Annotated in this window: 22 protein-coding genes, 2 tRNA genes and 1 riboswitch; of the genes, 5 read left to right on the forward strand and 19 right to left on the reverse strand. The window is 67.4% G+C overall.

Annotated elements, in window-relative coordinates:
• Positions 1-113: 113 nt before the first annotated feature.
• The 7 genes from SPI01S_RS04280 to ccmC are packed head-to-tail and all read right to left on the reverse strand — an operon-like array spanning position 114 to position 4,910.
• Positions 114-782 (reverse strand): tetratricopeptide repeat protein, encoded by a 669-nt coding sequence (locus SPI01S_RS04280; RefSeq protein WP_066718605.1) that lies wholly within the window; start codon positions 780-782, stop codon positions 114-116.
• Positions 779-1,186: a cytochrome c-type biogenesis protein gene (locus tag SPI01S_RS04285; RefSeq protein WP_066718608.1), complete on the reverse strand. Its 408-nt coding sequence runs from the start codon at positions 1,184-1,186 to the stop codon at positions 779-781. The genes SPI01S_RS04280 and SPI01S_RS04285 overlap by 4 nt, the downstream gene beginning before the upstream one ends.
• A complete protein-coding gene (locus tag SPI01S_RS04290; protein ID WP_066718979.1) occupies positions 1,183-1,710 on the reverse strand; it encodes a redoxin family protein in 528 nt (175 codons plus the stop codon). The genes SPI01S_RS04285 and SPI01S_RS04290 overlap by 4 nt, the downstream gene beginning before the upstream one ends.
• Positions 1,707-3,635 carry a heme lyase CcmF/NrfE family subunit gene (locus tag SPI01S_RS04295; protein WP_066718610.1) on the reverse strand — a complete coding sequence of 643 codons (1,929 nt, stop codon included), beginning with the start codon at positions 3,633-3,635 and terminating at the stop codon, positions 1,707-1,709. The genes SPI01S_RS04290 and SPI01S_RS04295 overlap by 4 nt, the downstream gene beginning before the upstream one ends.
• Positions 3,632-4,066, reverse strand: a complete 435-nt coding sequence (gene ccmE, locus SPI01S_RS04300) for a cytochrome c maturation protein CcmE (RefSeq protein WP_066718611.1) — start codon at positions 4,064-4,066, stop codon at positions 3,632-3,634. Before ccmE ends, SPI01S_RS04295 begins: the two co-directional genes overlap by 4 nt.
• Positions 4,063-4,194, reverse strand: a complete 132-nt coding sequence (locus SPI01S_RS23210) for a hypothetical protein (RefSeq protein ID WP_281179420.1) — start codon at positions 4,192-4,194, stop codon at positions 4,063-4,065. Before SPI01S_RS23210 ends, ccmE begins: the two co-directional genes overlap by 4 nt.
• The gene (gene ccmC / locus SPI01S_RS04305) at positions 4,191-4,910 is read right to left on the reverse strand and encodes a heme ABC transporter permease CcmC (RefSeq protein ID WP_174539071.1); all 720 of its coding nucleotides are present in this window, start codon (positions 4,908-4,910) and stop codon (positions 4,191-4,193) included. Before ccmC ends, SPI01S_RS23210 begins: the two co-directional genes overlap by 4 nt.
• Positions 4,911-5,021: 111 nt before the next feature.
• Positions 5,022-5,205, forward strand: a riboswitch (yybP-ykoY riboswitch).
• A gap of 10 nt (positions 5,206-5,215) precedes the next feature.
• Between ccmC and SPI01S_RS04310 the strand changes: the two genes are divergently transcribed.
• A complete protein-coding gene (locus SPI01S_RS04310) occupies positions 5,216-5,788 on the forward strand; it encodes a TMEM165/GDT1 family protein (protein WP_066718613.1) in 573 nt (190 codons plus the stop codon).
• Between the two features lie 183 nt (positions 5,789-5,971).
• On the opposite strand, the gene SPI01S_RS04315 is transcribed toward SPI01S_RS04310, so the two are convergent.
• The 3 genes from SPI01S_RS04315 to SPI01S_RS04325 form a co-directional block, all read right to left on the reverse strand.
• Positions 5,972-7,021 (reverse strand): Glu/Leu/Phe/Val family dehydrogenase, encoded by a 1,050-nt coding sequence (locus SPI01S_RS04315; protein ID WP_066718614.1) that lies wholly within the window; start codon positions 7,019-7,021, stop codon positions 5,972-5,974.
• Between the two features lie 36 nt (positions 7,022-7,057).
• Positions 7,058-7,134 (reverse strand) — tRNA-His (locus SPI01S_RS04320).
• Positions 7,135-7,189: 55 nt separating this feature from the next.
• Positions 7,190-8,362, reverse strand: a complete 1,173-nt coding sequence (locus tag SPI01S_RS04325; protein WP_066718617.1) for an ATPase, T2SS/T4P/T4SS family — start codon at positions 8,360-8,362, stop codon at positions 7,190-7,192.
• Between the two features lie 121 nt (positions 8,363-8,483).
• Here SPI01S_RS04325 and SPI01S_RS04330 point away from each other — a divergent pair, with 121 nt between their 5' ends.
• Positions 8,484-9,149: a prolyl hydroxylase family protein gene (locus SPI01S_RS04330; RefSeq protein ID WP_066718620.1), complete on the forward strand. Its 666-nt coding sequence runs from the start codon at positions 8,484-8,486 to the stop codon at positions 9,147-9,149.
• A 49-nt stretch (positions 9,150-9,198) separates the two neighbouring features.
• Here SPI01S_RS04330 and SPI01S_RS04335 read toward each other — a convergent pair whose 3' ends face one another.
• From SPI01S_RS04335 to lon, 6 genes are all read right to left on the reverse strand, one after another.
• Entirely contained in the window at positions 9,199-11,976 is a 2,778-nt protein-coding gene (locus tag SPI01S_RS04335; RefSeq protein WP_066718621.1) for a TonB-dependent receptor domain-containing protein, read from the reverse strand.
• Between the two features lie 86 nt (positions 11,977-12,062).
• Positions 12,063-13,664 (reverse strand): beta-helix domain-containing protein, encoded by a 1,602-nt coding sequence (locus SPI01S_RS04340; RefSeq protein WP_066718624.1) that lies wholly within the window; start codon positions 13,662-13,664, stop codon positions 12,063-12,065.
• A 186-nt stretch (positions 13,665-13,850) separates the two neighbouring features.
• Positions 13,851-14,741 (reverse strand): DMT family transporter, encoded by an 891-nt coding sequence (locus SPI01S_RS04345; protein WP_066718628.1) that lies wholly within the window; start codon positions 14,739-14,741, stop codon positions 13,851-13,853.
• A gap of 134 nt (positions 14,742-14,875) precedes the next feature.
• A tRNA-Val gene (locus tag SPI01S_RS04350) sits at positions 14,876-14,950 on the reverse strand.
• Positions 14,951-15,060: 110 nt separating this feature from the next.
• The gene (locus tag SPI01S_RS04355) at positions 15,061-15,333 is read right to left on the reverse strand and encodes an HU family DNA-binding protein (protein WP_064311555.1); all 273 of its coding nucleotides are present in this window, start codon (positions 15,331-15,333) and stop codon (positions 15,061-15,063) included.
• A gap of 158 nt (positions 15,334-15,491) precedes the next feature.
• Positions 15,492-17,912 carry an endopeptidase La gene (lon, locus tag SPI01S_RS04360; protein ID WP_066718631.1) on the reverse strand — a complete coding sequence of 807 codons (2,421 nt, stop codon included), beginning with the start codon at positions 17,910-17,912 and terminating at the stop codon, positions 15,492-15,494.
• 240 nt (positions 17,913-18,152) lie between these two features.
• On the opposite strand from lon, the gene SPI01S_RS04365 reads away from it, so the two are divergent.
• The 3 genes from SPI01S_RS04365 to SPI01S_RS04375 all read left to right on the forward strand — a co-directional run bounded on the left by SPI01S_RS04365 (position 18,153) and on the right by SPI01S_RS04375 (position 21,152).
• A complete protein-coding gene (locus SPI01S_RS04365; protein ID WP_245653462.1) occupies positions 18,153-19,850 on the forward strand; it encodes a M1 family metallopeptidase in 1,698 nt (565 codons plus the stop codon).
• Positions 19,847-20,449 carry a methyltransferase family protein gene (locus SPI01S_RS04370; protein WP_066718637.1) on the forward strand — a complete coding sequence of 201 codons (603 nt, stop codon included), beginning with the start codon at positions 19,847-19,849 and terminating at the stop codon, positions 20,447-20,449. The genes SPI01S_RS04365 and SPI01S_RS04370 overlap by 4 nt, the downstream gene beginning before the upstream one ends.
• Positions 20,450-20,552: 103 nt before the next feature.
• Positions 20,553-21,152 carry a hypothetical protein gene (locus SPI01S_RS04375; protein WP_066718640.1) on the forward strand — a complete coding sequence of 200 codons (600 nt, stop codon included), beginning with the start codon at positions 20,553-20,555 and terminating at the stop codon, positions 21,150-21,152.
• 125 nt (positions 21,153-21,277) lie between these two features.
• Here the strand turns inward: SPI01S_RS04375 and SPI01S_RS23215 are convergent, their stop codons facing one another.
• The 3 genes from SPI01S_RS23215 to SPI01S_RS04385 form a co-directional block, all read right to left on the reverse strand.
• Positions 21,278-21,403 (reverse strand): hypothetical protein, encoded by a 126-nt coding sequence (locus SPI01S_RS23215; RefSeq protein ID WP_281179421.1) that lies wholly within the window; start codon positions 21,401-21,403, stop codon positions 21,278-21,280.
• A gap of 196 nt (positions 21,404-21,599) precedes the next feature.
• Positions 21,600-22,865, reverse strand: coding sequence for an ATP-dependent Clp protease ATP-binding subunit ClpX (clpX, locus tag SPI01S_RS04380; RefSeq protein ID WP_064311561.1), 1,266 nt, complete (start codon positions 22,863-22,865; stop codon positions 21,600-21,602).
• A 145-nt stretch (positions 22,866-23,010) separates the two neighbouring features.
• Complete coding sequence (locus tag SPI01S_RS04385; RefSeq protein ID WP_010543021.1) at positions 23,011-23,667, reverse strand: ATP-dependent Clp protease proteolytic subunit; 657 nt, start codon at positions 23,665-23,667, stop codon at positions 23,011-23,013.
• Between the last annotated feature and the right edge of the window lie 10 nt (positions 23,668-23,677).

Genomic DNA, 23,677 nt, shown 5'->3' on the forward strand with positions numbered 1-23,677 from the left:
TCGTGCGTTTGCATCAACAGCATCGCATTGGCCCTGTTACGGAATCGTCCCGCTGGAAGAGTGGCACCGCGCTCGAGCGATGCCCGTACCAATATCGAAGGGATCACGAGCCGTTAGCGGCGGACCCGCGGATTTGGCGGAGCCGTGGTTGCGGAACGTGCCGCGGCGGCAAGGCCGGGGTCCAGCTTCAGCATCACGCTGACCATGCCGTCGCGGTAGCTCGCATCCTTGGGCACCAGCTGCAGCGCCTTGCCCCATTCGCTACGCGCCGCTTCCACGTCGCCCGAGCGTGCAAGCGCGATGCCCCGGTAGAAGAGCGGCCCGGGATGGCCCGGGTTCAGTTCCACCGCCTTGGCGAAGGCGTAGCGCGCCGCGGGTGAAAGCTGGTCGCCGTCATGCTCGGCGAGCGCGAGCCCCAGTCCGGCCCACAGCCCCGGATCCCCCGGCGCCTTGCGCACCGCGCCCAGCATCACCGTCGCGGCGAGCTGCGGTGCCCCCGCCCGCGTCATCGCGTCGGCCGCCATGAAATAGCTGTAGTCGAAGTTGAACCGGCCGAAGAGGCCTTCGCGCACCGCGATCAGGTCCGGATCCAGCGGGCGGACGGCAGTGACGCCTTGCGCCGGACGATCGGGCAGGCCGGGCTGCCCCTGCCACGCATAGCCCGCACCCGCCAGCATCACCGCCATCGCCGGCAGCGTCCAGAGCCGCCTCGGAAAGCGAATGAGTAGCAATAGCGCAGTCGCCACCAGCGAAAGTCCGCAAAATACCAGCCAGCCGGTCATGCCGTCCTCCGTCGGAACAGGCGCCGCGCGATCAATAGGCCGATGCCGAGCAGCGCGAGCGGTGCGATCCACAGCGGCGCGGTGATCCAGCTGAGCGGCGGGTCATAGGTGACATAGTCGCCATAGCGTTCCATCAGCCATTTGCGGACCCGGGCCGGGGGTTCCCCGGCGGCGATCCGCTGGCGGACGAGCGCGCGCATTTCCCCGGCCATGTCGGCGTCGCTGTCGGCGATGCTCTGGCCCTGGCAGACGAGGCAGCGCAATGTCTCCATCAGCGCCTTGGCCTGCGCCTCCTGGTCGGGATCGGGCAGCTGGGTATAGGCGAGCGGCGACGCGGGCAGGCTTGAGTCCGCCTGCGCCACGCCGGTCAGCAACAACGCGATCGGCAGCAGCGCCCGCCTCACCTGGCTTTCTCCAGCGCTGCCAGCAGCTTCGGCACGTCCTCGGCACGAATATCGCCGACATGCTGGTCGACGATCACGCCGCGCCCGTCGATCACGAAGGTTTCCGGCACGCCCGAAGAGCCGAGCGAGAGCTGGGCCCGCATCGCAGAGTCGTCCCCGATCCGCGCATAGGGGTCGCCATTGCGGGCAAGGAAGGCCTGCACCGCGGGCGCCGTATCCCGCACGGCGATCGCGTCGATCTGCGCGCCCGCCCGTTTCAGCTTCAGCAGCTGCGGCGCCTCGGCCACGCAGGGGATGCACCAGCTGGCAAAGACGTTGAGCAGCCGCGGCTTGCCTTTGGGCCAGATCGCGGTGTCGATGCCGGGCTTGCCGTCGACGATCGCGGGCAACTGCATCGCCGGCAGCGGCTTGCCGATCATCGCCGAGCGGACGATGCGGTCGCTGGGCTCGATCAGTCCGTTCACCACCAGCGCGAAGACCAGCAGGAACAGTCCGAGCGGCAGCCAGATCAGCAGCTTCTTCATGCCCATTCCTCCAGCGCGCGCGCATCCCGGCGGGCGCGAAGCACCCGGCCCGACAGGGAAAGGATGCCGCCCAGCGCGATCAGGCCGCCGCCTGCCCAGATCAAGGTCACGAACGGCTTCCACCAAAGGCGAAGTTGCCAGCGCCCGGCGCCGTCCGCTGCGCCGAGCACGGTATAGACCTGGCCGTCCCACAGCGTGGCGATCGCGGCCTCGCTGGTGTTGGTCGGCGGGTTGGCGAAGAAACGCTGCTGGGGCACCAGCTCGAACGGCGCGCCCGACCCACGCTGCACCTGCAGCCGCGCCTCCATCGCCGACCAGTTCGGACCGACGGTCGGCCGAACCTCGGTCAAGGTCACCTTGAAGGGCCCTACGGTGAGGTTGTCGCCGATGGCCACCGCCGCGAGCCGCTCCTGCTTGAACAGCGTGTCGGCTGCCATGCCGGCAAGGCTCACCGCGACGCCGAGATGCGCAACGACCATGCCGTAGATCGGCAGCGGCGTGCGGCGGAGCTTGCGCTTCCACAAGGGCGCGACACTGGCGGCTGCCAGCCCGAAGGCGAACGCCAGCACCAGCACCGCGATCGGCGAGGCGAAGCCGGACAGCGCGAAGAACAGCGCGAACGTCACGCCGGCCACCGCGACGGGGATGGTAAGGCGGGAGAGCAGCGCCTGCGCCGAATCCTTGCGCCAGCGCAGCAGCGGCCCCGCCGCGGTTCCCGCCACCAGGAACAGCGCGATCGGCACCGCGGTCTTCTCGAAGAACGGCGCGCCGATCGAGAGCTGCACGCCCATCGCCTGCGCCACCAGCGGATAGAGCGTGCCGATCAGCACGATTCCGAGGATAACGCTGAGCAGCAGGTTGTTGAGCACCAGCGCCGCCTCGCGGCTGACCAGCTGGAAGGTCGAACCTTGCGTCACCGTGCCCACCCGCGCGCCGAACAGCACCAGCGCCCCGCCGATGTAGAGGCCGAGCAGCACCAGCAGGAAGGTGCCGCGCGTCGGGTCCACCGCAAAGGCATGGACGCTCACCAGGATGCCCGAACGGACCAGGAAGGTGCCGACCATCGACATCGAGAAGGCGACCACCGCCAGCATCAGCGTCCAGGCACGCAGCCCGTCGCGCGTCGCCAGCACGTTGACCGAATGGAGCAAAGCCGTCGCCGCCAGCCACGGCATCAGCGAGGCATTCTCCACCGGATCCCAGAACCACCAGCCGCCCCAGCCGAGTTCGTAATAGGCCCAGTAGCTGCCCGCCGTGATGCCGATCGTCAGGAAGATCCAGGCGGCGAGCACCCAGGGCCGCATCGCCTTGGCGAAGGCCGGGCCGACGTCGCGCATCAGCAGCGCGGCCACCGCGAAGCTGAACGCGACCGAGAGCCCGACATAGCCGAGATAGAGCGTCGGCGGATGGAAGGCGAGGCCGGGATCCTGGAGCAGCGGGTTGAGCCCCTGCCCGTCCGCGGGTGCCGGGTTCAGCCGGGCGAAGGGGTTCGAGGCGAAGGCAAGGAAGGCATAGAAGCCGATCGCGATCGCCGCCTGCGCGGCCAGCGTCGCCGAGAGCGTCTCCGCCACCAGTCGCCGCTCGAACAGCGCGACGCCCGCGCCGGCGACCGCGAGGACGGTAACCCAGAGCAGCATCGAGCCTTCGTGGTTCCCCCAGGCGCCGGCGACCTTGTAGAGCATCGGCTTTAGCGAATGGCTGTTCTCCGCCACCAGCAGCACCGACATGTCCGACGTGACGAACAGCCAGATCAGGATCAGGAACGCCGCCAGCGCGAACAATGCCTGGACAAGCGCGATCCTGCGCACCCCCGGCAGCATCGCCGACGGATCGGGCGCACGCGCGGCGGCGGCGCCCAGCATCAGCTGCGCGATGGCGAAGGTGGTGGCAAGCCACAGCGCCGCGAGTCCGGCTTCGGCGATCATGGCTCCAGCGACTCGCTCTTGTGCATCTTCCCCGCCATCTGCGGCGGCATATAGCGCTCGTCATGCTTGGCGAGCAGATTGTCGGCGGCGAAGCTGCCGTCGGGCTGGAACTGCCCCTCGGCGACCACGCCCGACCCTTCGCGGAACAGGTCCGGGGTCACGCCGCGAAAACGCACCGGCACCACCGCCTTGCCGTCGGTGACCTTGAAGCCGATCGAGACGCCGTCGCTCGCGCGGGTGATCGATCCCTTCTCGACCATGCCGCCCAGCCGCACCGCCTTGCCCAGCGGCAGCGGCTTCCCCGCCACGTCGCCGGGGGCATAGAAGAACGCCGCCTGGTCCTTGAGCGCAGAGAGCGCGAGCAGCGCCGCGCCGATGATGGCCGCCACCGCCAGCAACGCCAGCGTCAGCCGTTGATGCTTTGCCTTCACGCCCGGCGTCCCAGCGCTTCCGCCGTCGCTTCCGCACGCAGCATCGCCCACCAGCTGGCAGCGGCGAGCCCGCCGGTGCCGAGCGCCGCCACGGCATACGCCGCGGTCACGAACCACCAATGATTCATTGCGCCGCCCTCCGCCGCAGCCGCGCTTCGACCTTCTGTCGGGCGAGCAGCGCGCGCATCCGCATCAGCACGATCGCGCCGAACAACAGGCTGAAGCCGGACAGGGTGAACCAGAGCGGCCAGAGCATGGAGGCATCGATGCTGCTGCGGGTAAGCCCGATGCTCTCCCCCTGGTGCAGCGTGTTCCACCACACCACCGAATAGCGAATGATTGGCAACAGCACCGTTCCTGCAACCCCGAACAGCGCCGGAATGCGCCCGTCGCCGCTGCGCTCGGCATCGGCGCGGGCGAGCGCGATCCAGGCGATGTAGACGAAGAAGAGCAGCAGCATGCTGGTCAGCCGCCCGTCCCATTCCCACCAGGTGCCCCAGGTCGGGCGACCCCAGATCGATCCGGTGATCAGGCAGAGCGCGGCGAACACTGCCCCTGCCGGCGCGATGGCCCGCGCGGCGACGATCGCCAGCGGGTGCCGCCAGATCAGATAGCCGAGGCACGCCAGCGCGAGGCTGCTCCACCCACCCATGCCCAGCCAGGCGGTGGGCACATGGATGTAGAGGATGCGGACGCTGTCCTTCTGCAGATAGTCGGCCGGCGTCTGGGTCAGCCCAGCCCAGGCGCCGAACAGCGTCAGCGCCAGGCCGACCCAGAACAGGGCCGGCGTCAGCGGCCGGGCGATCTTGAGGAAGCGCGCCGGGTTGGCGAGGGCGTGAAGCATCGGCACGCAGGGAGGATTAGCCGGGTTTCTCCCCCGATTCCAAGCAGCGATTGCAGTGCCCCGCCCTTCCTTGCGCATAGGGTTGCGGTGCCGCGCAGGTTCGGCTACCCGAGCCCGGTCATCTGGGGAGTAGCCAGCCGGTGCCGCGCGCACCGGGCGCTTGCGTCAACATACTTGGTCGAGAGGCCATGGCGCAGGCGGAGCCGCAAGGTTCGGGCGAGACCAATGGCGTCGCATCTCCGCTCGTGCCGGGCGGGGAGATGCGATGTCGTTGGATTCGCATCCGCCCGGCCCCGGAGATTTCCTTGGAAGCCCTGCTCACCTCGACCGCCGTGGTCGCGCTCGCCGAAATCGGCGACAAGACCCAGCTGCTCGCGATCCTGCTCGCGACGCGCTTCAAGCGGCCGGTGCCGATCATCTGCGGCATCTTCGTCGCGACGATCGCCAACCATTTCCTCGCGGCGCTGGTGGGTGCCGAAGTCGCCGGGCTGCTCGACAGCATGTGGTTCCGCTATGCGATCGCGGCGTCGTTCGTGGCGATGGGCCTGTGGACGCTGATCCCGGACAAGCTAGATGAAGAGGAAAGCGCGAAACCCGCGCGGTTCGGCGCGTTCCTCACCACCGCGATCGCCTTCTTCCTGGTCGAGATGGGCGACAAGACCCAGGTCGCCACCGTCGCGCTCGGCGCGCGCTTTCACGCGGTGCTGCCGGTGACGGCGGGAACGACGCTGGGGATGATGCTCGCCAATGTGCCGGCGGTGTTCCTCGGCAAGGCGGTGATCGACCGCGTGCCGCTGACGACGGTGCACCGCATCGCCGCGCTGCTGTTCGTCGCGATCGGCCTGTGGCTCGCAGCGCAGACGGCGGGGTGGCTGTAAGGGTACAAACTCCTCCCCGGCATGGGGAGGGGGACCGCGCGGCGCCAGCCGCGTGGTGGAGGGGCCGCCGCGGCACGCGGCGGTTGCCCCTCAAACGCGAAAGACCGCGCCTCGCGGCGCGGCCCCTCCACCATTTGCTGGCGCAAATGGTCCCCCTCCCCGTTCCGGGGAGGATCTGAAAAATTACCGCCCGATCAGGCGCTGGGCGATGCGGTCGGCGACTTCGCTCGACGGATCGCCGGTCGCGGCGCTTTCGTCCCACACCTGGTCGAGACGAACCGGGATCTTCTCGACCCGCGCATCGACCTCGGAGCGGTCGCCCTGCCCCAGATATTCGAGCGCGACGTTGATGATGCCGCCGGCGTTGATCACGTAATCCGGCGCATAGACGATGCCGCGCGCGTGCAGGCGGTGGCCGTCCTCGCGCGTGGCGAGCTGGTTGTTCGCACCGCCGGCGACGACACGTACCTTCAGCGCCGCGATCGACTGCTCGGTGAGGATCGCACCCAGTGCGCAAGGGCTGAGGATGTCCGCCTCGTGCGTCAGGATCGCATCGGCGTCGATCGCCTCCGCGCCCAGTTCCGCCGCCAGCGCCTTCGCGCGATCGCCATGCACATCGGCCAGCGTCAGCTTCGCGCCGTCCGCGGCCAGCAGCCGGGCGAGCCCGCCGCCGACCGAGCCGACGCCCTGGATCGCCACGCGCACGCCGGCCATCGACTCGACGCCCAGCCCCCGCTTCGCCGCCGCCTTGACGCCGAGATAGACGCCGCGCGCCGTTACCGGGCCCGGATCGCCGCCCGCGCTGCCCGCCGCCACCGGCAGGCCGGAGACGTGCTTGGTCTGCGTCGCGACGACCTTCATCCGCGCTTCGGACATGCCGACATCCTCGGCGGTCACATAGCGACCGTGGAGCGATTCGACCGCGCGGCCGAATGCCTCGAGCTGCGCCTGGGTGACTTCGGCACCCGGCTTGTCGGCGAGGATCACGCCCTTGCCGCCGCCCATCGGCAGATCGGCCATCGCGTTCTTGTAGCTCATCCCGCGCGAGAGGCGCAGCGCATCGGTGATCGCGGCGCGGTGATCGGCATAATGCCAGAAGCGCACCCCGCCCGCAGCGGCACCCAGTGCCGTCGAGTGGACGGCGATGATCGCGCTAAGGCCAGACGCCCGATCCGAGAAGAGGTGAACGCCCTCGTGGTCGTCGAAATCGGGAAAGCCCCAGTCGGTGATCATGGATGGATCCGCGCTGTGAGAGATATGGGGAGAAAGTGGGGCGACCAACGGGAATTGAACCCGCAACCTCTGGTACCACAAACCAGCGCTCTAACCGATTGAGCTATGGTCGCCGTGAAGGAGTGCGCGCTTAGCGGGCTCCGAAGCGGAGCGCAAGAACCTTGCGCGTCATCCGCGCGAAATTCTCACAGCCTCCTCCGGCGTCGTCATCCCTGCCCTCGCCAGCGCCCGCGCGGCGGACCCGAGATTGGGTGTGCGGACAAAAGCATGTCGCGCGAGAATCGCCGCATCGCCCCCGTCGTTCACCAGCCGCCGAATCGTCGCGTCGCCACGGATCGATTCGAACACGCCGATCTGGCCGACGAAGCCGGTGCCTTCGCACGCCGCGCACCCGGCCGACGCATAGACGATCGCTCCAGGATCGAAGCCGAGCAGCGCCGAAACCGATCCCGTGGCCTGTACCGGCTCCCGGCAGTCGGCACACAGCCGCCGGACGAGGCGCTGCGCCAGCACCAGGCCCAGCGCGGAGGCGAGGTGGAATGCCTCCACACGCCACTGCCGCATCTGCTGGATTGCCGCCACGGCATCTCCGGCCTCCACGCCGGCCAGTACCAGCCGCCCCGCCTGGGCCGCCTGCACGGCGGCGGCAGCGCCAGCACGATCCTCCAGCGAATCGATCATCAGCACGTCGAAATCCTGGTCGATCCCCGCCCGCAGCGCTTCGCCGGCGGGCACCGCCCCCGCATCGGCCCAGGTCACGCCGAGCATGTCGGGCGTGACTCCGGTCGCCAGCGCCAGTCCCGGCCGGGTGCGGGACACCGCGAGCGTCAGCAAAGTCCGCAGCGTGGTGCTGCGGCCATGGCCTGCGGGAGCGGCTACCAGTACCAGCCCCGAGCGCTCCAACACCGCGCGCGCATCGTTCGCCAGCACCGCGCTCATCCCGAGCGCTTCGAGCTCGCGATGTCCCGGCTGGCGCGGCGAGCGGCGAAGAACGACGCGATGCCCCCGCACCACCGGCAGCAGGAACACGTCGAGCAGCTCACCGGCCCAGCGCAGCGTGCCGTGTTGTACCGTGGGCGCGGAAGTCGACAGCCCGGCAGCGGCCGCGACTTGCGCGAGCAACGCATCGCCTTCGCCAGGCGATAGTTCACGAAAGGGATGGATAAGCCCGGAAGCGCGGAAGAAGAGCGAGGCGCCGTGCGCGCTTGGCTCGATATGCAGGTGCGATACCTCGAGCTGCGCCGCTTCTGCGAGCAGGGCATCGAGATCCAGCGACCCGCATTTTCCCGCACGCATGGCGTCACCCGCCGTCCGGGCATGCTGTTCGACGGTGATGGGCATTACCGGTCCCCCCTGCTGGACGCTATCGCGCTACGCAGGCTTTGTGACGTTCGACCTGCAGATTTGTGACGGTCGTGCGTCATGCTGGCGCAGTTCGCCCTGTTTTGGCAGAAGCGCCGCCATGCATGCGTCTATTCTTCCCTCGCTGGGCAGCGGCCATCCATCCGAACCCGTGGTACAGCGCATCCTTTCCTTCCCCGGCGTGCAGAAAGTGCCAAGTCCGAAGGTAACGCTGTTCATGGTCCGCAGCTTCCTCGATGCGGCGCAGTGCCAGGCGCTGATGGCGCGGATCGACGAGCAGCGGCGGCCCTCCACGCTCGCCAATGCCGGCGACGATTATGCCTTCCGCACCAGCGAGACCTGCGACCTGGCAGCGGACGACCCGCTGGCGATCGACCTCAAGGCCAGGATCCTTGCCTTTATCGGCCTCGATCCCGCCCATGCCGAACCCATGCAGGGCCAGCGCTATGCCGTCGGCCAGGAATTCAAGGCACATACCGACTATTTCGATCCGGGCAGCGCCGACTTCGACAAATATTGCAGTGTTGCGGGCCAGCGCACCTGGACGGTGATGCTGTACCTGAACGCGGTGGAAGCGGGCGGAGCGACGCGCTTCAAGGCGATCGACAAGCTCATCCAGCCCGAGGCGGGCAAGCTGCTCGCCTGGAACAATCTGCGGCCCGACGGCAGCGTGAACCCGGCGACGATCCACCACGCAATGAAGGTGCGTGCCGGCACGAAATACGTCATCACCCAGTGGTTCCGCGAGCGCCCCTGGGGCTGGTGAAGCCCGGAGGACATCGCCTCCGGGCCAGAACCGGGCAGCACCCGCGGGATCAGAAGGTCGTGCTCAGCCCGATGCTCAGGGTGCGCCCCTGGATATAGCGGTTGGCATAGACGATCTTGCCGCTGTCGAAGGTCTGGCGTTCGTTGAAGCGGGTGCGGGTGAGGTTTCGTCCCTCCAGCTTCAGCTCGAACGCCGCACCGCCGATCTCGAAACCCTGCCGCGCCACGATGTCGAAGCGGATGCCCGGCCGCTCGATCACGTCCGGCTGGAAGCCGGTGCCCGAAAGGTTCGAGGGGCCGCGATTGGTCACGCGGTCGCTCGCATAGTTGAACAGGAAGGTCAGCTGCGACAGCCGGGTGGTATCCTCCAGGCTGAGCTGCAGGTTCAGCAGGTGATCCGACTGGCCGGTCAGCGGCGCGCCGTCGCGGAACTGCAGCGCGGCCGGGCCGAAGCCCGCGGGGCAGGCGCCGATCGTCTGGTTGAGCACGTTCGGCGCGCAGCTGCCGTCGGCGGTGATCTTCGAATGGGTATAGGTGTAGTTGGCGATCGCGGTGATCCGGCGATTGGCGAAGAAATCGCCCTTCAGCCCCTGCAGCGGGATGTGCTTCTGCACCTCCACCTCGCCGCCGTACAGCGTCGCCTTGGGCAGGTTGGTGAAGCCGGTCTGCAGCCGGTCGTCGGCGCCGGTGTAGAAGCCGACCTGCTCGATCGGGTTCAGGATGCGCTTGTAGAAGCCGGCCAGCGTGAAGCGCTGATCGCGCGCGAAGAACCATTCGTAGCGCGCCTCGAGATTGTCGAGCTTCGAATCGCGCAGCAGCGGGTTGCCGAAGAACAGGCGGTCCGAATCCGGATCGCGGAACTGCTGCGGCGCCAGCTCGCGGAACTGCGGGCGCGAGATCGTCTTGGCGTAGCTGCCGCGCAGCTGCATGTCCGGCGCGAAATTCCAGGTGAGCGTGAGCGCCGGCAGCCAGTAATCGTTGTTCAGGCGGGTACCGGTGGTACCGATCGGCGTGACCGACTGCCTGGCCTTTTCATACCGGACGCCGCCGACCACCCGCAGGCTGTCGATCGCGCTGGTTTCGGCCTGCAGATACCCCGCATGGATGCGCAGCCCGGCATCATAGGCATAGGCACCCAGCGGCGTGTTGAACTGCAGCTGAATGGTGCACGCGCCGGTGCCGACCTGCGGACAGGCATTGTTCACCACGTCCGGGCTCAGCAGATAGTCCGGGCGCAGCAGGTTGTAGGGATAACCCGGCGCGGTGCCGCCGCCGACGCTGGTCTGATAGTTGAACTGGAGCCGCCGCGAGAAGCGCTTCGTGTCCGAATAATAATAGCCGGTCGAAAGCGTCAGCGGGATCGCGTCGGGCAGCGTGTAGGTCAGGTCGCCCTGCCCGGTCCACAGGTTCTCGTTGAGGTCCGAGAAGATGATCGATGCGAAGGGCGAGAAGCGCTGCGTCACCTGATAGGCGCCGTCGCACTGGAATCCGGTCGCGCCGTTGCCGCCGTCATAGCTGATCGGCTGGCCGGTGGTGGTGCGGTTGGAGCAGAGATAGTCGAACTGGCGCTCATAGGGCGCGTTGCGCTTCGAATTGGCATAGGCGCCGCGCAGGTCCAGCTTCACGCCGTCCAGCGGGCGGAACTCGCCCACCGCCTGGGTCTCGAACAGCTCGCGCTGGAACCAGTTGGTGTTCTGCTGGAAGCGCAGGCCGCTGGCATTGTTGTACACCTCGGCCGCCGAACCGCGCCCCTGCTTCAGCACGTCGCGGATATAGACGTTGGTGAGCCGGATCGTGTTCTCGCCAAAGGCATAGCCCAGGCCGAGCAGCGCATTGCCGACGACGCGGTTGTCGGTGAGCAGCGTGCGATAGTCGTTGCGCAGGTCCCCCTGCGCGTTGACGCTGTCCTGCTGCGTGATCAGGCGCGTGCGCCAGGTGTTGCTGTACCCGACCGAGGCGACCAGCCCGAGCTGGTCCGAACCGAAATCGAGCGCGCCGCCGCCGCTGATCTCCGCCGACCAGTTTGCCGGCAGCTGCGCATTGCGCTGGAGCAGCGTGGTCGATGCGTTGGACAGCTGCAGCACCTGCTCGGCCGGGATGATCCCCGAGCCGCCCGGCGCGGCGCGGATGAAATCGGGCACCGTGCGCGTGCCGTCGTCGAAGCCCAGCCAGTCGTGCTTGCCGCCATAATAGGTGTAGCCGAGTTCGCTCGTCGTCATGTCGTCGGCCGCCAGCGAGCCGCCGAAAGTGAGGAAGTCCTTCTTCGGGATCGCCTTGGTGGTCAGATTGATCACGCCGCCGCCGAACTCGCCCGGATAGTTCACCGAATAGGTCTTCTGGACGAGCGCCGAGCCGACGATCGTGGTCGGGAAGATGTCGAGCGGCACGGAGCGGCGGAGCGGCTCCGGGCTCGGCAGCGGCGAGCCGTTGAGCAACGACGAGGAGTAGCGGTCGCCGAGGCCGCGGACATAGACGAAGCCGCCGCCGACGACGCTGAGGCCGGTCACGCGGCTGAGCGCGCCGGCAATGTCGCCCTCGCCGGTGCGGGCGATGTCGTCGCTCGACAGGACGGAGACGACCTGCGGCGTCGCGCGCACCACGTTCGGGATATGGCGGCCGGTGACGACGATCTCCGCCGGCACCTGGCCGTCGAAGCCGGGCGCCGAGACCTCCACCGGCGGCTGCGCGTCCTGCGCCGGCGCCGTCTCCTGCGCAGCGGGTCCGGGCGTGGTCGGCGTCGGCGCGGCGTTGCTCTGGGCGAGCGCCGCGGCCGGCACCAGCTGGGACGTCAGAAGAAGAAGCGTGGCATAGGCGTGGCGTCGCTGCATGGCCGTGTCATCCAGTCTAGAAGTACGTGCGATGCCGGGGCGGTGGCGCGCACCACCCCGGCACGGGTTCGCGTGCGTCGGCGGCCTCAGCGGCCGTTGCAGGCGAAGAACACCGAGTTGAACACCGGCGGGCCCTGGTCCTGCAGCGCGTCGTTCTTCGCCCGGATGGTCGAACGGTCGGTCGCGCTCGTCTCGCCCGCGATCAGGTTGACGCAGGCAACGCCCGACGGCGTCTTCACCACGCCGTTGACGAAGGTCATGTCGGCACCGCCGCGCAGGCGGATCGCGGCCGGTGCGATCGCCGTCTGGAGGAAGGTGAAGTTGGCGTAGCGGCCCCAGGTGCGCGGCAGCAGATCCTCGGCGTTGTTCGAGTCGATCTCGGTCGAGAAGGAGTCGGCGGTCGCGCCCGACACCTTCTGCGCCGCGATCATGAACTGCATGAAACCGCGCCAGCCATTGTCGACGTCGAAGCCGTCATCGTCCGCGCCGGTCACCGCGATATACTTGATGTTCGCGGCGCCGCCGAAGATCTCGATGCCGTCATCGGCCGAGTTGTGGCTCTGGATGTGATCGAGCACCGTGCCCGAGCCGACGCCGCCCAGCGTCAGGCCCTGCAGCTCGTTGCCGTCCGAGATGGCGATGCCCGAATAGCGGATCTGGACATAGGACATCTGGCCGCTGTTATCGGCATCGTCGGTCCCGCCATAGAAGCGGCCGGTGACGCCTTCGATCGCCTGCTGGCACGGCGTCGGGTTGCTGCCGCCCGTGCCGGTGGCGCAAACCGCCGTGCGTGCGCGGCCGAGCAGGATGATGCCGCCCCACTGGCCCTGGGTCGCATCGCTGACGCCGTTGTTCGCCAGATTCTGCTGCGAGGTGAAGACGATCGGCGCGTCGCGGGTGCCGACCGCCTGGATCTTCGAACCGCGATTGACGAGCAGCAGGTCGTTGGTCGATTCGCTCGAGTCCGCGGCGATGACCACGCCGGCGGCGATCGTCAGCGTCACCCCGGCACCGCCGGTCGCGCCCTGATCGGTGCCGACCTCGGTCTGGCCGCGCAGGCGATAGAAGACGCCCGCGATCTTCGGCAGCGAAAGATCGGTGGTGATCGCGGCAGGCAGGCGGCAGGCGCGGAAGGTCTGGACCAGGCCGTCATCGATCGTGCCCGTCGGGCAGGTCGCGGTCGAACCGCCGGTGCCGACCGCCGGCACAGCGGTGCAGGCCGCGCCGGTGCCGCCGAAGTTCGCGGTGGTGGAGTTGCAGGTCCACTGCTGGAAGGACGTGTCGGTCGGGCCGTTCAGCGCACCGACATAGTTGGTGCTGGTGAAGAAGCTGCCCAGCGACGAGGGATCGAGCGCCGTCGTCAGCGACGTCGCGCTCGCCGGGAACAGGCCGCTGAGGCCGGTGCTTGTGCCGTTCACGTTGTTGTTGGTGCCGGCCTTCACCAGCGCGAGCTGTTCGTCCGCGGTGATCGCGATGCCGTTGACGGTCGTCTGCGCCGCGAACTGCGCGGCGGTGATGTCGGCCGTGGGTGCCGGGGTCGGCACGGGGGTCGGCGTCGGCGTCGGCGCGACGATCACGACGCTGCCCGCGCCCGGCGATGCCACATTGTCCGCGCCGTTGCAGGCGGAGAGAGCCGCAGTGGCGGCGGTCGTCAGGAACAGTTGGCCGTAGCGCTTGAAGCTCGCCATCGCGCAATATCTCCCGTCATTCGTTGCAAAGCGGGCGCTTGGCGATGCGTTGCGATGCCCCTCTTGCGCCCGAGCCGGGCCCTAGACGGCGGAAATGACTCGATCATGCGGTTACGATGACAAGTGCGCGACAGGTTTATAGCAGTTTGATGACAGTGCAGGCCTGCGCCCTGCTTTCCCCTGCCGTCACAGCCCGGCGGTAAGGACCACGCCGATGCATACCGCCAGCCCGGCGATGGCCTGGCGCAGGCTCAGCGCTTCGCGGAACAGGCGGTGCCCGGCCACCGCGGCAATCGGCATCTCGATCACACCCAGCGACCGGACCGCCGCCGCCGGCGCCAGGTTGAGCGCGAAGAACCAGCCGGAGGAAGCCAGCGCGCCGAACAGGCCGGCACCAAGCGATCCGCGCCAGCCGGCGATCACCGCCCGCAGCGCCGCGGGATCGCGCCAGAGAAGGAAGGCGACAAGGCCCACCGTCTGTACCGCCTGCACCAGCGTGACGCTGGTCATCGCCGCGAAGAAGGGATGGGCCGGCTCCAGCGCGAGACCGGCATGACGAAAGCCGTTGAGCGCGAGGCCGAAGAGCAGGCCGGACAGCGTGCCGAACACCACACCGGGCCACAGCCGCCCCTCCCCGCCGACGTCGCGCGGCCAGACCAGCACTGCCAGGCCGGCCGTGGTCACCCCGACTCCCAGCCAGCCGAGCGGGCTGAGCGTGTCGCCGAACACCAGCAGGCCGGCCAGCGCGGCGAGCGGTACCGAGCTCTGCTGCAGCGCGGTTCCCACCGCGAAGCCGGCATGGTGCATGGCCTGGAGCAGCGCGGCGGTAGCCAGCACCTGCGCCAGCGCGCCGAGCAGCGCCGGCCACCAGAACGCCCAGCCGAGTTGCGGGTGCAGGTGATCGGGGCCGACGGCAAGGATGGCGCCGAGCATCAGCGCGGTCGAGAAGGGCAGGCCGAACAGGAAGCGTACCAGCGTCGCGCCCCAGGGCCCGCTCGATGCCATCATGCCGCGCTGGAAGGCGTTGCGCGCCACCTGGAATGCCGCCGCCGCAACCGTCGCCCCTGCCCACAACATCGCTACCGTCTCCTCCGCGCCCCTGCACGGCGACCAGCGAGACCGGCAATCGGGATGGGCGTGCGCCTATCCCGCGCCGGCGCGTCGGGCAACGAAAAAGCCCGCCGGACCGGGGTCCGACGGGCTTCTCTACATGGTGGGCGCGGCTGGGATTGAACCAGCGACCCCTGCGGTGTGAACACAGTGCTCTACCACTGAGCTACGCGCCCATTGGCCTGTGGGTGAAACCCTGCGGCCGAAACGGGAAGCGGGCCTTTACGGTGCCGATGCGGGCCTGTCCAGCCCCGTTCCGCACCCTGCCCGCAAATTTTTTCGGTGCTTAGTTGACCGAATCCTTCAGCACCTTGCCCGGCTTGAACTTGGGCTGGTTCGAAGCCTTGATGGTCATTTCCTCGCCGGTGCGCGGGTTTCGGCCGGTCGAAGCCTTGCGCTTGCTGACCGAAAAGGTGCCGAAGCCGACGAGACGGACTTCGTCGCCCTTCTTGAGCGCGCCGGTGATCACGTCGAACACCGCTTCGACGGCCTTTACCGCGTCGCCCTTGGCCAGGCCCGATACGTCAGCGACCTGACCGATCAGCTCTTGCTTGTTCATGCTGGTGCAAACCCCCTGAAACTGTGCGGGATACCGCGTTTGATATGATGGATAGCCGAATGAGTCGCGGCGGCTGCGCTTTACGTGCGAGTCAGCACGGGCGAGCCGCCGGAGTCAAAGTCTTTCGGACGGAATTGCGTCAGAAAAGTTACGGCTTGTCAATGATGCAGCGCATCTCCGATCGCCGGCAGGCCGGCGGGCGGCTGGGTAGCGAGATCATCGGCATCCGACCAGTCGATTGCAGTCAATGGCTCGGTGAGCGCAAGCCGCAAAACTTCATCGACGTGCGAAACCGGGACAATTTCCAGGCCTTCCCGAATGTTTGCAGGGATTTCGGCGAGATCCTTCTCATTCTCCTCCGGGATCAGCACCATCTTGATACCGCCGCGCAGCGCCGCGAGGAGCTTCTCCTTGAGCCCGCCGATCGGCAGCACCCGCCCACGCAGCGTCACTTCGCCGGTCATCGCCACGTCCTTGCGCACCGACACGCCGGTCAGCGTCGAGACGATCGAGGTGACCAGACCGATGCCCGCCGACGGACCATCCTTCGGCACCGCGCCCTCGGGCAGGTGGACGTGGATGTCCTTCCGCGCGAACAGGCTCGGCTTGATGCCGTAGCTCGGGCTGCGCGCACGGACGAAGCTGAACGCGGCTTCCACCGATTCCTTCATCACGTCGCCCAACTTGCCGGTCGTCTTGATCGCGCCCTTGCCGGGCACGGTGACGCTTTCGATGGTCAGCAGCTCGCCGCCCACTTCCGTCCAGGCGAGGCCGGTGACGGCGCCGATCTGGTGCTCCTCCTCGCCCACGCCGAAGCGGAACTTCCGCACCCCGGCAAACTCGGAAAGGTTCTCGGGCGTGATGGTGACCGACGTCTCCTTGCCCTCGAGGATCTTGCGCAGGCTCTTGCGGGCCAGCTTGGCAATCTCGCGCTCCAGCGTACGCACGCCGGCTTCACGCGTGTAATAGCGGATCAGGTCACGCAGGCCGGTGTTGGTGAGCGTGAACTCACCGTCCTTCAGCCCATGCGCGTCGACCTGCTTGGCGACCAGGTGGCGCTCGGCAATCTCGACCTTCTCGTCCTCGGTATAGCCCTCCAGCCGGATGATCTCCATGCGGTCAAGCAGCGGCTGCGGCAGGTTGAGCGAGTTGGCCGTGCAGACGAACATGATGTCCGAGAGATCGATGTCGATCTCCAGATAATGGTCGTTGAACTTGCTGTTCTGCTCCGGATCGAGCACCTCGAGCAGCGCCGAGGCGGGATCGCCGCGGAAGTCCTGGCCGAGCTTGTCGATCTCGTCGAGCAGGAACAGCGGGTTCGAGGTGCCGGCCTTTTTGAGGTTCGACACGATCTTGCCCGGCAGCGAGCCGATATACGTGCGGCGGTGGCCGCGGATCTCGGCTTCGTCGCGCACGCCGCCCAGCGACTGGCGGATGAACTCGCGGCCCGTCGCCTTGGCGATGCTCTTGCCGAGCGAGGTCTTGCCGACGCCCGGCGGGCCGACAAGGCACAGGATCGGCCCCTTCAGCTTGTTGGTGCGCGCCTGGACCGCGAGATATTCGACGATCCGGTCCTTCACCTTCTCCAGGGCATAGTGATCCTGGTCGAGCACGCCCTGCGCCTCGGCGATGTCCTTCTTCAGCTTGGACTTCTTGCCCCAGGGCAGGCCCAGCAGCACGTCGAGATAGTTGCGCACGACGGTGGCCTCGGCCGACATCGGCGCCATCGTCTTGAGCTTCTTCAGCTCGCCCTGCGCCTTGGCGCGCGCTTCCTTGGAGAGCTTGAGCGTGGCGATCTTCTGGGTGAGTTCGGCGACCTCGTCGCCCTCGCCCTCTTCGCCCTCATTGCCCAGCTCGCGCTGGATCGCCTTGAGCTGCTCGTTGAGATAATATTCGCGCTGCGTCTTCTCCATCTGGCGCTTGACGCGGCTGCGGATCTTCTTCTCGACCTGCAGCACGCCCAGCTCGCCTTCCATGAAGGCGAACACCATTTCGAGGCGCTTCTGCGGATCGTTTTCCACCAGCAGCGACTGCTTGTCCGCGACCTTCACCGAGATGTTCGCCGCGACGGCGTCTGCCAGGCGCGACGGATCCTCCAGCTCGCCCAGCTGCACCGCGGTTTCAGCGGGCAGCTTGCGGTTGAGCTTGGCGTAATTCTCGAACTGGTCGACGACCGAGCGCATCAGCGCCTTCAGCTCGGCGCTGAGCTCGACGGCCGCATCCTCAAGCGAGGTATCGCCTTCGGTGACGGGTTCGACATGCGCGGTGAGATAGGCGCCGGTCTCCTCGATGGAGGTAAGGCTGCCGCGTTCCTTGCCGGCGACGAGCACGCGCACGGTGCCGTCGGGCAGCTTGAGCAGCTGCAGCACTTCGGCGGAAACGCCGGTATCGTAGAGATCCTCGCGGCCGGGATCGTCCTCGGCCGGATCGAGCTGCGCGACGAGGAAAATCTCCTTGTCGGCAGCCATCGCCGCTTCCAGCGCCGCGACCGACTTATCACGGCCGACGAACAGCGGCACGATCATGTGCGGGAAGACGACGATGTCGCGAAGCGGCAGGACAGGATAGGACTGCTTCATGAAAACTCCGGGTCGGCCCCCAGAAGGGAGCACCATAGGCCTTATATATGGGGCCTGGGACGATCGCATCAATCGGGTGAGGGCATTAACCCAGATTGCGGTGGAAAACTCCAGCCCCTTGGCCGAACACGTCTTCGCTCGCGTCGCACTGCAGCAACGCTATCATGGCGCCTCAATGCGTCGATTCGTTCGGGGACGAGGCGGCGCGCAGCGCTGGGGATGAATTTGAGCAGATCGACAATGGCATTTGCCCTGCTGGCGAGCGTGGCGATGACGACGGGTGCCGCCGCACAAAAGCGCGGCGAGCCGCCGATCACCCCCACCACCCAGGCATCGGGCGGCCCGATCGCCCCTGCCCGCGCCGCGCTTCGCCTGGAACATGCCGATCTCGCGATCGAAGTGCTGCCGGCGGCCTATGCGCTGCACGGCACGGCGACATTGTCGCTCCGCACCAGCGCACCGCAAACCGAACTGCAGATCGACCTGGACCGGAACCTGCCGGTCACCGCAGTGCGGATCGACGGCAAGCCACTGAAGCCCGCGGCGTGGCGCAATCCCGAGGGTCGCCTGTTCATCGCCCTGCCCCGCCCGCTCAAGGCCGGCGATCGCGTCACCGCCGAGATCGCCTATGGCGGCACCCCGCACGTGGCGGTGCGCGCGCCGTGGGATGACGGCCTCGTCTGGGCGACCACGCCGGGCGACAAGAAGCCCTGGATCGCCACCACCGCCGAAGGCTATGGCTGCGACCTGTTCTGGCCATGCCTCGATTTTCCCCAGGGCGAGCCCGAACTGGTGGACCTGCACATCACCGTGCCGGCTGGGCTCAAGGCGCCCTCCAACGGCAAGCTGCTTCGGGTGGAAACGCTCGCCGATGGCCGCACCACCTGGCACTGGCGCGCAAAGAGTCCCAATCCCTACGACATCGCGCTCAACATCGCGCCCTATCAGGAGCTGACGGCCGAGTATAAGAGCCGCTTCGGCAACAGCTTCCCGCTGCACTACTGGTATCTGCCCGGCCGCGAGGCCAAGGCGAAGGCGCTGTTCGCCGAGTTCGCGCCGACGGTCGATTTCTACGAGCAGATGATCGGCCCCTTCCCCTGGGGCGACGAAAAGCTGGGGGTGGTCGAAACGCCGCACATGGGCATGGAGCACCAGACGATCAACGCCTATGGCAACAACTACCGCAAGACTCCTTCGGGCTTCGACGAGATCTTCCAGCATGAGCTCGGCCATGAATGGTTCGGCAACCAGCTGACCGCCGCGAACTGGGACGATTACTGGCTGCACGAAGGCTATACCCAGTACATGCAGCCGCTCTACGGCCAGTGGCGCGAGGGCGATGCCCGCTACGCGGCGATGATGGACCAGTTCCGCCTCGTCCTTCGCAACAGGGCGCCGATCGTCTCGGGCAAGATCCGCACCGAGGAAGAGGTGTATGAGGACGAGAAGGGCGGCCCGGGCCAGGACATCTACTACAAGGGCGCCTGGGTCCTTCACACCCTGCGCTATCTGATCGGCGACGACCGGTTCTTCGAAGTCACCCGGCGGATCGTCTATGGACGGCCCGACCCGAAGCCCGGCAATTTCAAGCCGCGCTTCGGCACCACGCCCGAATATATCGGCATCGTGCAGCAGGTGACCGGCGAGAACCTGCAATGGTTCTTCGACGTCTACCTCTATTCCGCCGATCTGCCGGAGCTGGTCAGCGAGCGCGCGGGGGAGCGGTTGACGCTGCGCTGGAAGACGCCCGCCGATCGGCCCTTCCCGTTCCCCGTCGACGTGTCGATCGACGGCAAGGTGCAGAAGGTGGCGATGCCCGGCGGCACCGCGACGCTCACCGTGCCGAGCTCCGCGCATGTGGTGCTCGACCCGGAGGCGCATGTGCTGCGCCGCTCCGAATCGGTGGAGGCTCTCCAGCGCTGGTCGCAGCAGCGATGACCGCGCTGGTCGCCCCGGCGCCCGTCGGCGCGCCGGGGCTCGGCGCACTGCTCCTCGGGCTGATCGCGTTCGCCGCTGCGCTGCTGTGGGTTCACTTTCGACGCGGTCGCGGCGGGGAGAGCGGGGCACAGGACGGCAACCCGTCTCGCCTAGGCACCTGGCTCCAGGCGGCGGGGTTCCTCGCTGTCGCCGCAGGGCCCCTCCGCCCGACGCTGCAGGCGGGATCTGCGGCGGCGGTGGGTGAAGCGGTGCTCGTGGCGATGCTGGCGGGCGCCTGCGTCGGCATCTTCCTGTCCGCGGCAAGCGCGATGGGCAGCAACTGGAGCTTTGCCGCACGAATTCGGCGCGATCATGATCTCGTGACCTGGGGCCCTTTCGCCACCATTCGGCACCCCATCTACACGGGCCTGTTCGCGCTGCTGCTGGCGGTGGCTTTGGCCCTCGGGCACTGGCGCGGGCTCGTCCTAGGCCTGCCGCTGTTCGCCTATGGCACCTGGGTCCGCGTGCAGGCGGAAGAGCGACTGCTGCACATCCGGTTCGGCCGGGAGTATGATGCCTATGCGGCGCGCGTGAAGCGGTTCCTGCCCGGCGCCTTCTGACGCGCAGGCGAGGCGCATGGGCATGCCGCGGCTTGCATCGGCCGCGGTGCTCTGCGACGCTCGGGCGGCACGACGAGATGCTGACATGTTGCTGGGGTGAGGAATGACCATGTTTCGCGGCCTGAATCTGGCCCCGATCCTGTTGATCGCCGCAGTGCCGGCCGCGGCGCAGGAAGACCTGCAGGTCGACGGCGACTGGACGCATGCGGCGAGCGGCATGGCCTTCCCGGAACGGCTGGGCAACGCCCTGCGCACCCGCATCCACGCCTATGACGCCGAACAGCTGGATGTCAGCGCCGGATACGCCTTGCGGCGCGGCGGCGAACTCGGCTTCGTGACGCTGTACGTCTACCCCGCCACGCCCGACCAGGATTGCGCGGCGAGCTTCGCGGAGATCGAGCGCAACGTCGCGCAGAACTATTCCGATGTGAAGCTGGTCGAGAGCGATCGCTGGCCTTCACCCTCCGGCCGCACGCCCGATTCCGCCTATCACGCGCGCTTCACCATGACCGGCATGCTCGACGGCAAGGAACAGCCGCTGACCTCCGAGAGCTATCTGTTCTGCCCGGCGGGCGGCAGCTGGCTCGTCGCGGCGCGGGCGAGTTGGGGACGCAACAACGACCTGCGCCAGGCCTTTGTCGAGTTGCTCCGCGGCCTTGCCTGGCCTGCCAAGCTGGACACCGCCGCCCCGGCCAGCAAATGAGCGGCCACGCCGCCTGCGCCATGAACCACAGTCGCGGGCCCTGAGGCACCCGCCATTCGCCGGTCACGGCAAAGCCGCAGCGCTGGTAGAGGCCGACACTGGTTGCTGTCGCCGTCGCGGCGGGATCAACCGGCGATATGGGCATGGGTGAAGCGCCTGGCGCGGGCACCAGCGCCGAGAGGTTCGGCAGCATCGCAAGCCAGCCGATCCTTGGCCGGCGAGGCGGGCGTCACCGCGGCGCGCTCTTCCATGCGAACCCGCTCGCGCTGCGAAGATCGAAAGCCGCCAGCAACGAAAAGAGGCGCCGCAGCCGTCGCTGCCGCGCCTCCTCGTTCGGGAACATGCATTCAGACACCGGGTCCTCGGTGAAAGCCCGCGCAAGCATCGCAGCGATGGTCGCGCGGTCTTTCCAGGTCGCCGAACGGACGGCGATCCGAGACCACAGGATCAGGCGGCGCTGCCGGCCTTTTCCTTCTTGGCGTAGATGCGGACCGGCTCCTTGCGGCCCTCGACCACGTCCTTGTCGACCACGACCTCGTCGACCCCGTCCATGCTGGGCAGGTCGAACATCGTGTCGAGCAGGATGCCCTCGAGGATCGAACGCAGGCCACGCGCGCCGGTCTTGCGCTCGATCGCCTTCTTCGACACCGCAGTGAGTGCGTCGTCGGTGAAGCCGAGCTTGACCGCCTCCATGTCGAACAGCTTCTGATACTGCTTGACCAGGGCGTTCTTCGGCTCGGTCAGGATCTTGATCAGCGCCTCGACGTCGAGGTCCTCGAGCGTCGCGATTACCGGCAGACGGCCGACGAATTCGGGGATCAGGCCGAACTTGAGCAGATCCTCCGGCTCGGTCTGGCGGAGCAGTTCGCCGGTGCGGCGCTCGTCCGGTGCGGCGACATGCGCGCCGAAACCGATCGACTTGCCCTGCAGACGATCGCCGATGATCTTCTCGAGGCCCGAAAAGGCGCCGCCGCAGATGAACAGGATGTTGGTCGTGTCCACCTGCAGGAATTCCTGCTGCGGATGCTTGCGGCCGCCCTGCGGGGGAACGGACGCGGTGGTCCCTTCCATCAGCTTGAGCAGCGCCTGCTGCACGCCTTCGCCCGACACGTCGCGCGTGATCGAGGGATTCTCGGCCTTGCGGCTGATCTTGTCGATCTCGTCGATGTACACGATGCCGCGCTGCGCCCGCTCGACATTATAGTCGGAGGCCTGGAGCAGCTTGAGGATGATGTTCTCCACGTCCTCGCCGACATAGCCGGCTTCGGTGAGCGTGGTGGCATCGGCCATGGTGAACGGCACGTCGAGGATGCGCGCCAGCGTCTGGGCCAGCAGCGTCTTGCCGCAGCCGGTGGGGCCGACGAGCAGGATGTTCGACTTGGCGAGCTCGACATCGGCACCCTTGGCGCCGTGGTTGAGCCGCTTGTAATGGTTGTGCACCGCCACCGAGAGGACGCGCTTCGCCTTCTTCTGCCCGATGACGTAATCGTCGAGCACGTCGCAGATTTCCTGCGGCGAAGGGACGCCACCGTCCTTCTTCGACACCAGCGAGGACTTGGTTTCCTCGCGGATGATGTCGTTGCACAGCTCGACGCATTCATCGCAGATGAACACGGTCGGGCCGGCGATGAGCTTGCGCACCTCATGCTGGCTCTTGCCGCAGAAGGAGCAATAGAGCGTGCTCTTGGAGTCACCGCCGCTGAGCTTAGTCATTTAATCCATCCTTCGCGCCTCGGGCGCGCTACGCTCGCCTGCCATCCTACACGCAGGCGAAATTCCGGCAATCCATAAATCGCCCCGCCCGCCCGACGTTCCATGCACCGGGAATCGTCAGGCGGCCGAGGATAGGCATATAGTGTTAATTTGCCGCTGCCGCATCCTCGCTCGGCACCGGACGCTTCTCGTACACCTCGTCGACGATGCCGAAGGCCTTGGCTTCTTCGGCTTCGAAGAACGAATCGCGGTCCATCGTCGTCTCGATCTTCTCGATCGGCTGGCCGGTATACTTCGCATACAGCGCGTTCATGCGCGCACGGATGCGGAGGATTTCCTTCGCCTGGATCTCGATGTCCGACGCCATGCCCTGCGCGCCGCCCGAGGGCTGGTGCAGCATGATGCGGGCGTTGGTCAGCGCCACGCGCAGGCCCGGCTCGCCCGAGGCCAGCAGGAACGAGCCCATCGACGCCGCCTGGCCGATGCACACCGTGCCGACGCGCGGACGGATATACTGCATCGTGTCGTGGATCGCCATGCCCGCCGTGACGACGCCGCCCGGCGAGTTGATGTACATCCAGATGTCCTTCTTCGGATTTTCCGATTCGAGGAACAGCAGCTGTGCGGTGATCAGCGAGGCCATATGGTCTTCCACCTGGCCGGTAACGAAGACGATCCGCTCCCGCAGCAGGCGCGAATAGATGTCGAAGCTGCGTTCGCCGCGGCTCGACTGCTCGATGACGATGGGAACGAGTGCGCCAGTAACGGGATCGATGGTCATCTGACCGGAAAGCGGATGCATGTGGGATGAT

The sequence above is a fragment of the Sphingomonas pituitosa NBRC 102491 genome, assembly GCF_001598435.1.
Classification (GTDB): Bacteria; Pseudomonadota; Alphaproteobacteria; order Sphingomonadales; family Sphingomonadaceae; genus Sphingomonas; species Sphingomonas pituitosa.

Excerpts from the sequence above, each read along its gene's own strand:
- SPI01S_RS04280 (WP_066718605.1), bottom strand. The coding sequence starts at position 782 with ATGACCGGCTGGCTGGTATTTTGCGGACTTTCGCTGGTGGCGACTGCG.
- SPI01S_RS04290 (WP_066718979.1), bottom strand. The coding sequence starts at position 1,710 with ATGAAGAAGCTGCTGATCTGGCTGCCGCTCGGACTGTTCCTGCTGGTC.
- SPI01S_RS04295 (WP_066718610.1), bottom strand. The coding sequence starts at position 3,635 with ATGATCGCCGAAGCCGGACTCGCGGCGCTGTGGCTTGCCACCACCTTC.
- SPI01S_RS23210 (WP_281179420.1), bottom strand. The coding sequence starts at position 4,194 with ATGAATCATTGGTGGTTCGTGACCGCGGCGTATGCCGTGGCGGCGCTC.
- ccmC (WP_174539071.1), bottom strand. The coding sequence starts at position 4,910 with ATGCTTCACGCCCTCGCCAACCCGGCGCGCTTCCTCAAGATCGCCCGG.
- SPI01S_RS04315 (WP_066718614.1), bottom strand. The coding sequence starts at position 7,021 with ATGATCACCGACTGGGGCTTTCCCGATTTCGACGACCACGAGGGCGTT.
- SPI01S_RS04325 (WP_066718617.1), bottom strand. The coding sequence starts at position 8,362 with ATGCCCATCACCGTCGAACAGCATGCCCGGACGGCGGGTGACGCCATG.
- SPI01S_RS04330 (WP_066718620.1), top strand. The coding sequence starts at position 8,484 with ATGCATGCGTCTATTCTTCCCTCGCTGGGCAGCGGCCATCCATCCGAA.
- SPI01S_RS04335 (WP_066718621.1), bottom strand. The coding sequence starts at position 11,976 with ATGCAGCGACGCCACGCCTATGCCACGCTTCTTCTTCTGACGTCCCAG.
- SPI01S_RS04340 (WP_066718624.1), bottom strand. The coding sequence starts at position 13,664 with ATGGCGAGCTTCAAGCGCTACGGCCAACTGTTCCTGACGACCGCCGCC.
- SPI01S_RS04345 (WP_066718628.1), bottom strand. The coding sequence starts at position 14,741 with ATGTTGTGGGCAGGGGCGACGGTTGCGGCGGCGGCATTCCAGGTGGCG.
- SPI01S_RS04355 (WP_064311555.1), bottom strand. The coding sequence starts at position 15,333 with ATGAACAAGCAAGAGCTGATCGGTCAGGTCGCTGACGTATCGGGCCTG.
- lon (WP_066718631.1), bottom strand. The coding sequence starts at position 17,912 with ATGAAGCAGTCCTATCCTGTCCTGCCGCTTCGCGACATCGTCGTCTTC.
- SPI01S_RS04365 (WP_245653462.1), top strand. The coding sequence starts at position 18,153 with ATGGCATTTGCCCTGCTGGCGAGCGTGGCGATGACGACGGGTGCCGCC.
- SPI01S_RS04370 (WP_066718637.1), top strand. The coding sequence starts at position 19,847 with ATGACCGCGCTGGTCGCCCCGGCGCCCGTCGGCGCGCCGGGGCTCGGC.
- SPI01S_RS04375 (WP_066718640.1), top strand. The coding sequence starts at position 20,553 with ATGACCATGTTTCGCGGCCTGAATCTGGCCCCGATCCTGTTGATCGCC.
- SPI01S_RS23215 (WP_281179421.1), bottom strand. The coding sequence starts at position 21,403 with ATGGAAGAGCGCGCCGCGGTGACGCCCGCCTCGCCGGCCAAGGATCGG.
- clpX (WP_064311561.1), bottom strand. The coding sequence starts at position 22,865 with ATGACTAAGCTCAGCGGCGGTGACTCCAAGAGCACGCTCTATTGCTCC.
- SPI01S_RS04385 (WP_010543021.1), bottom strand. The coding sequence starts at position 23,667 with ATGCATCCGCTTTCCGGTCAGATGACCATCGATCCCGTTACTGGCGCA.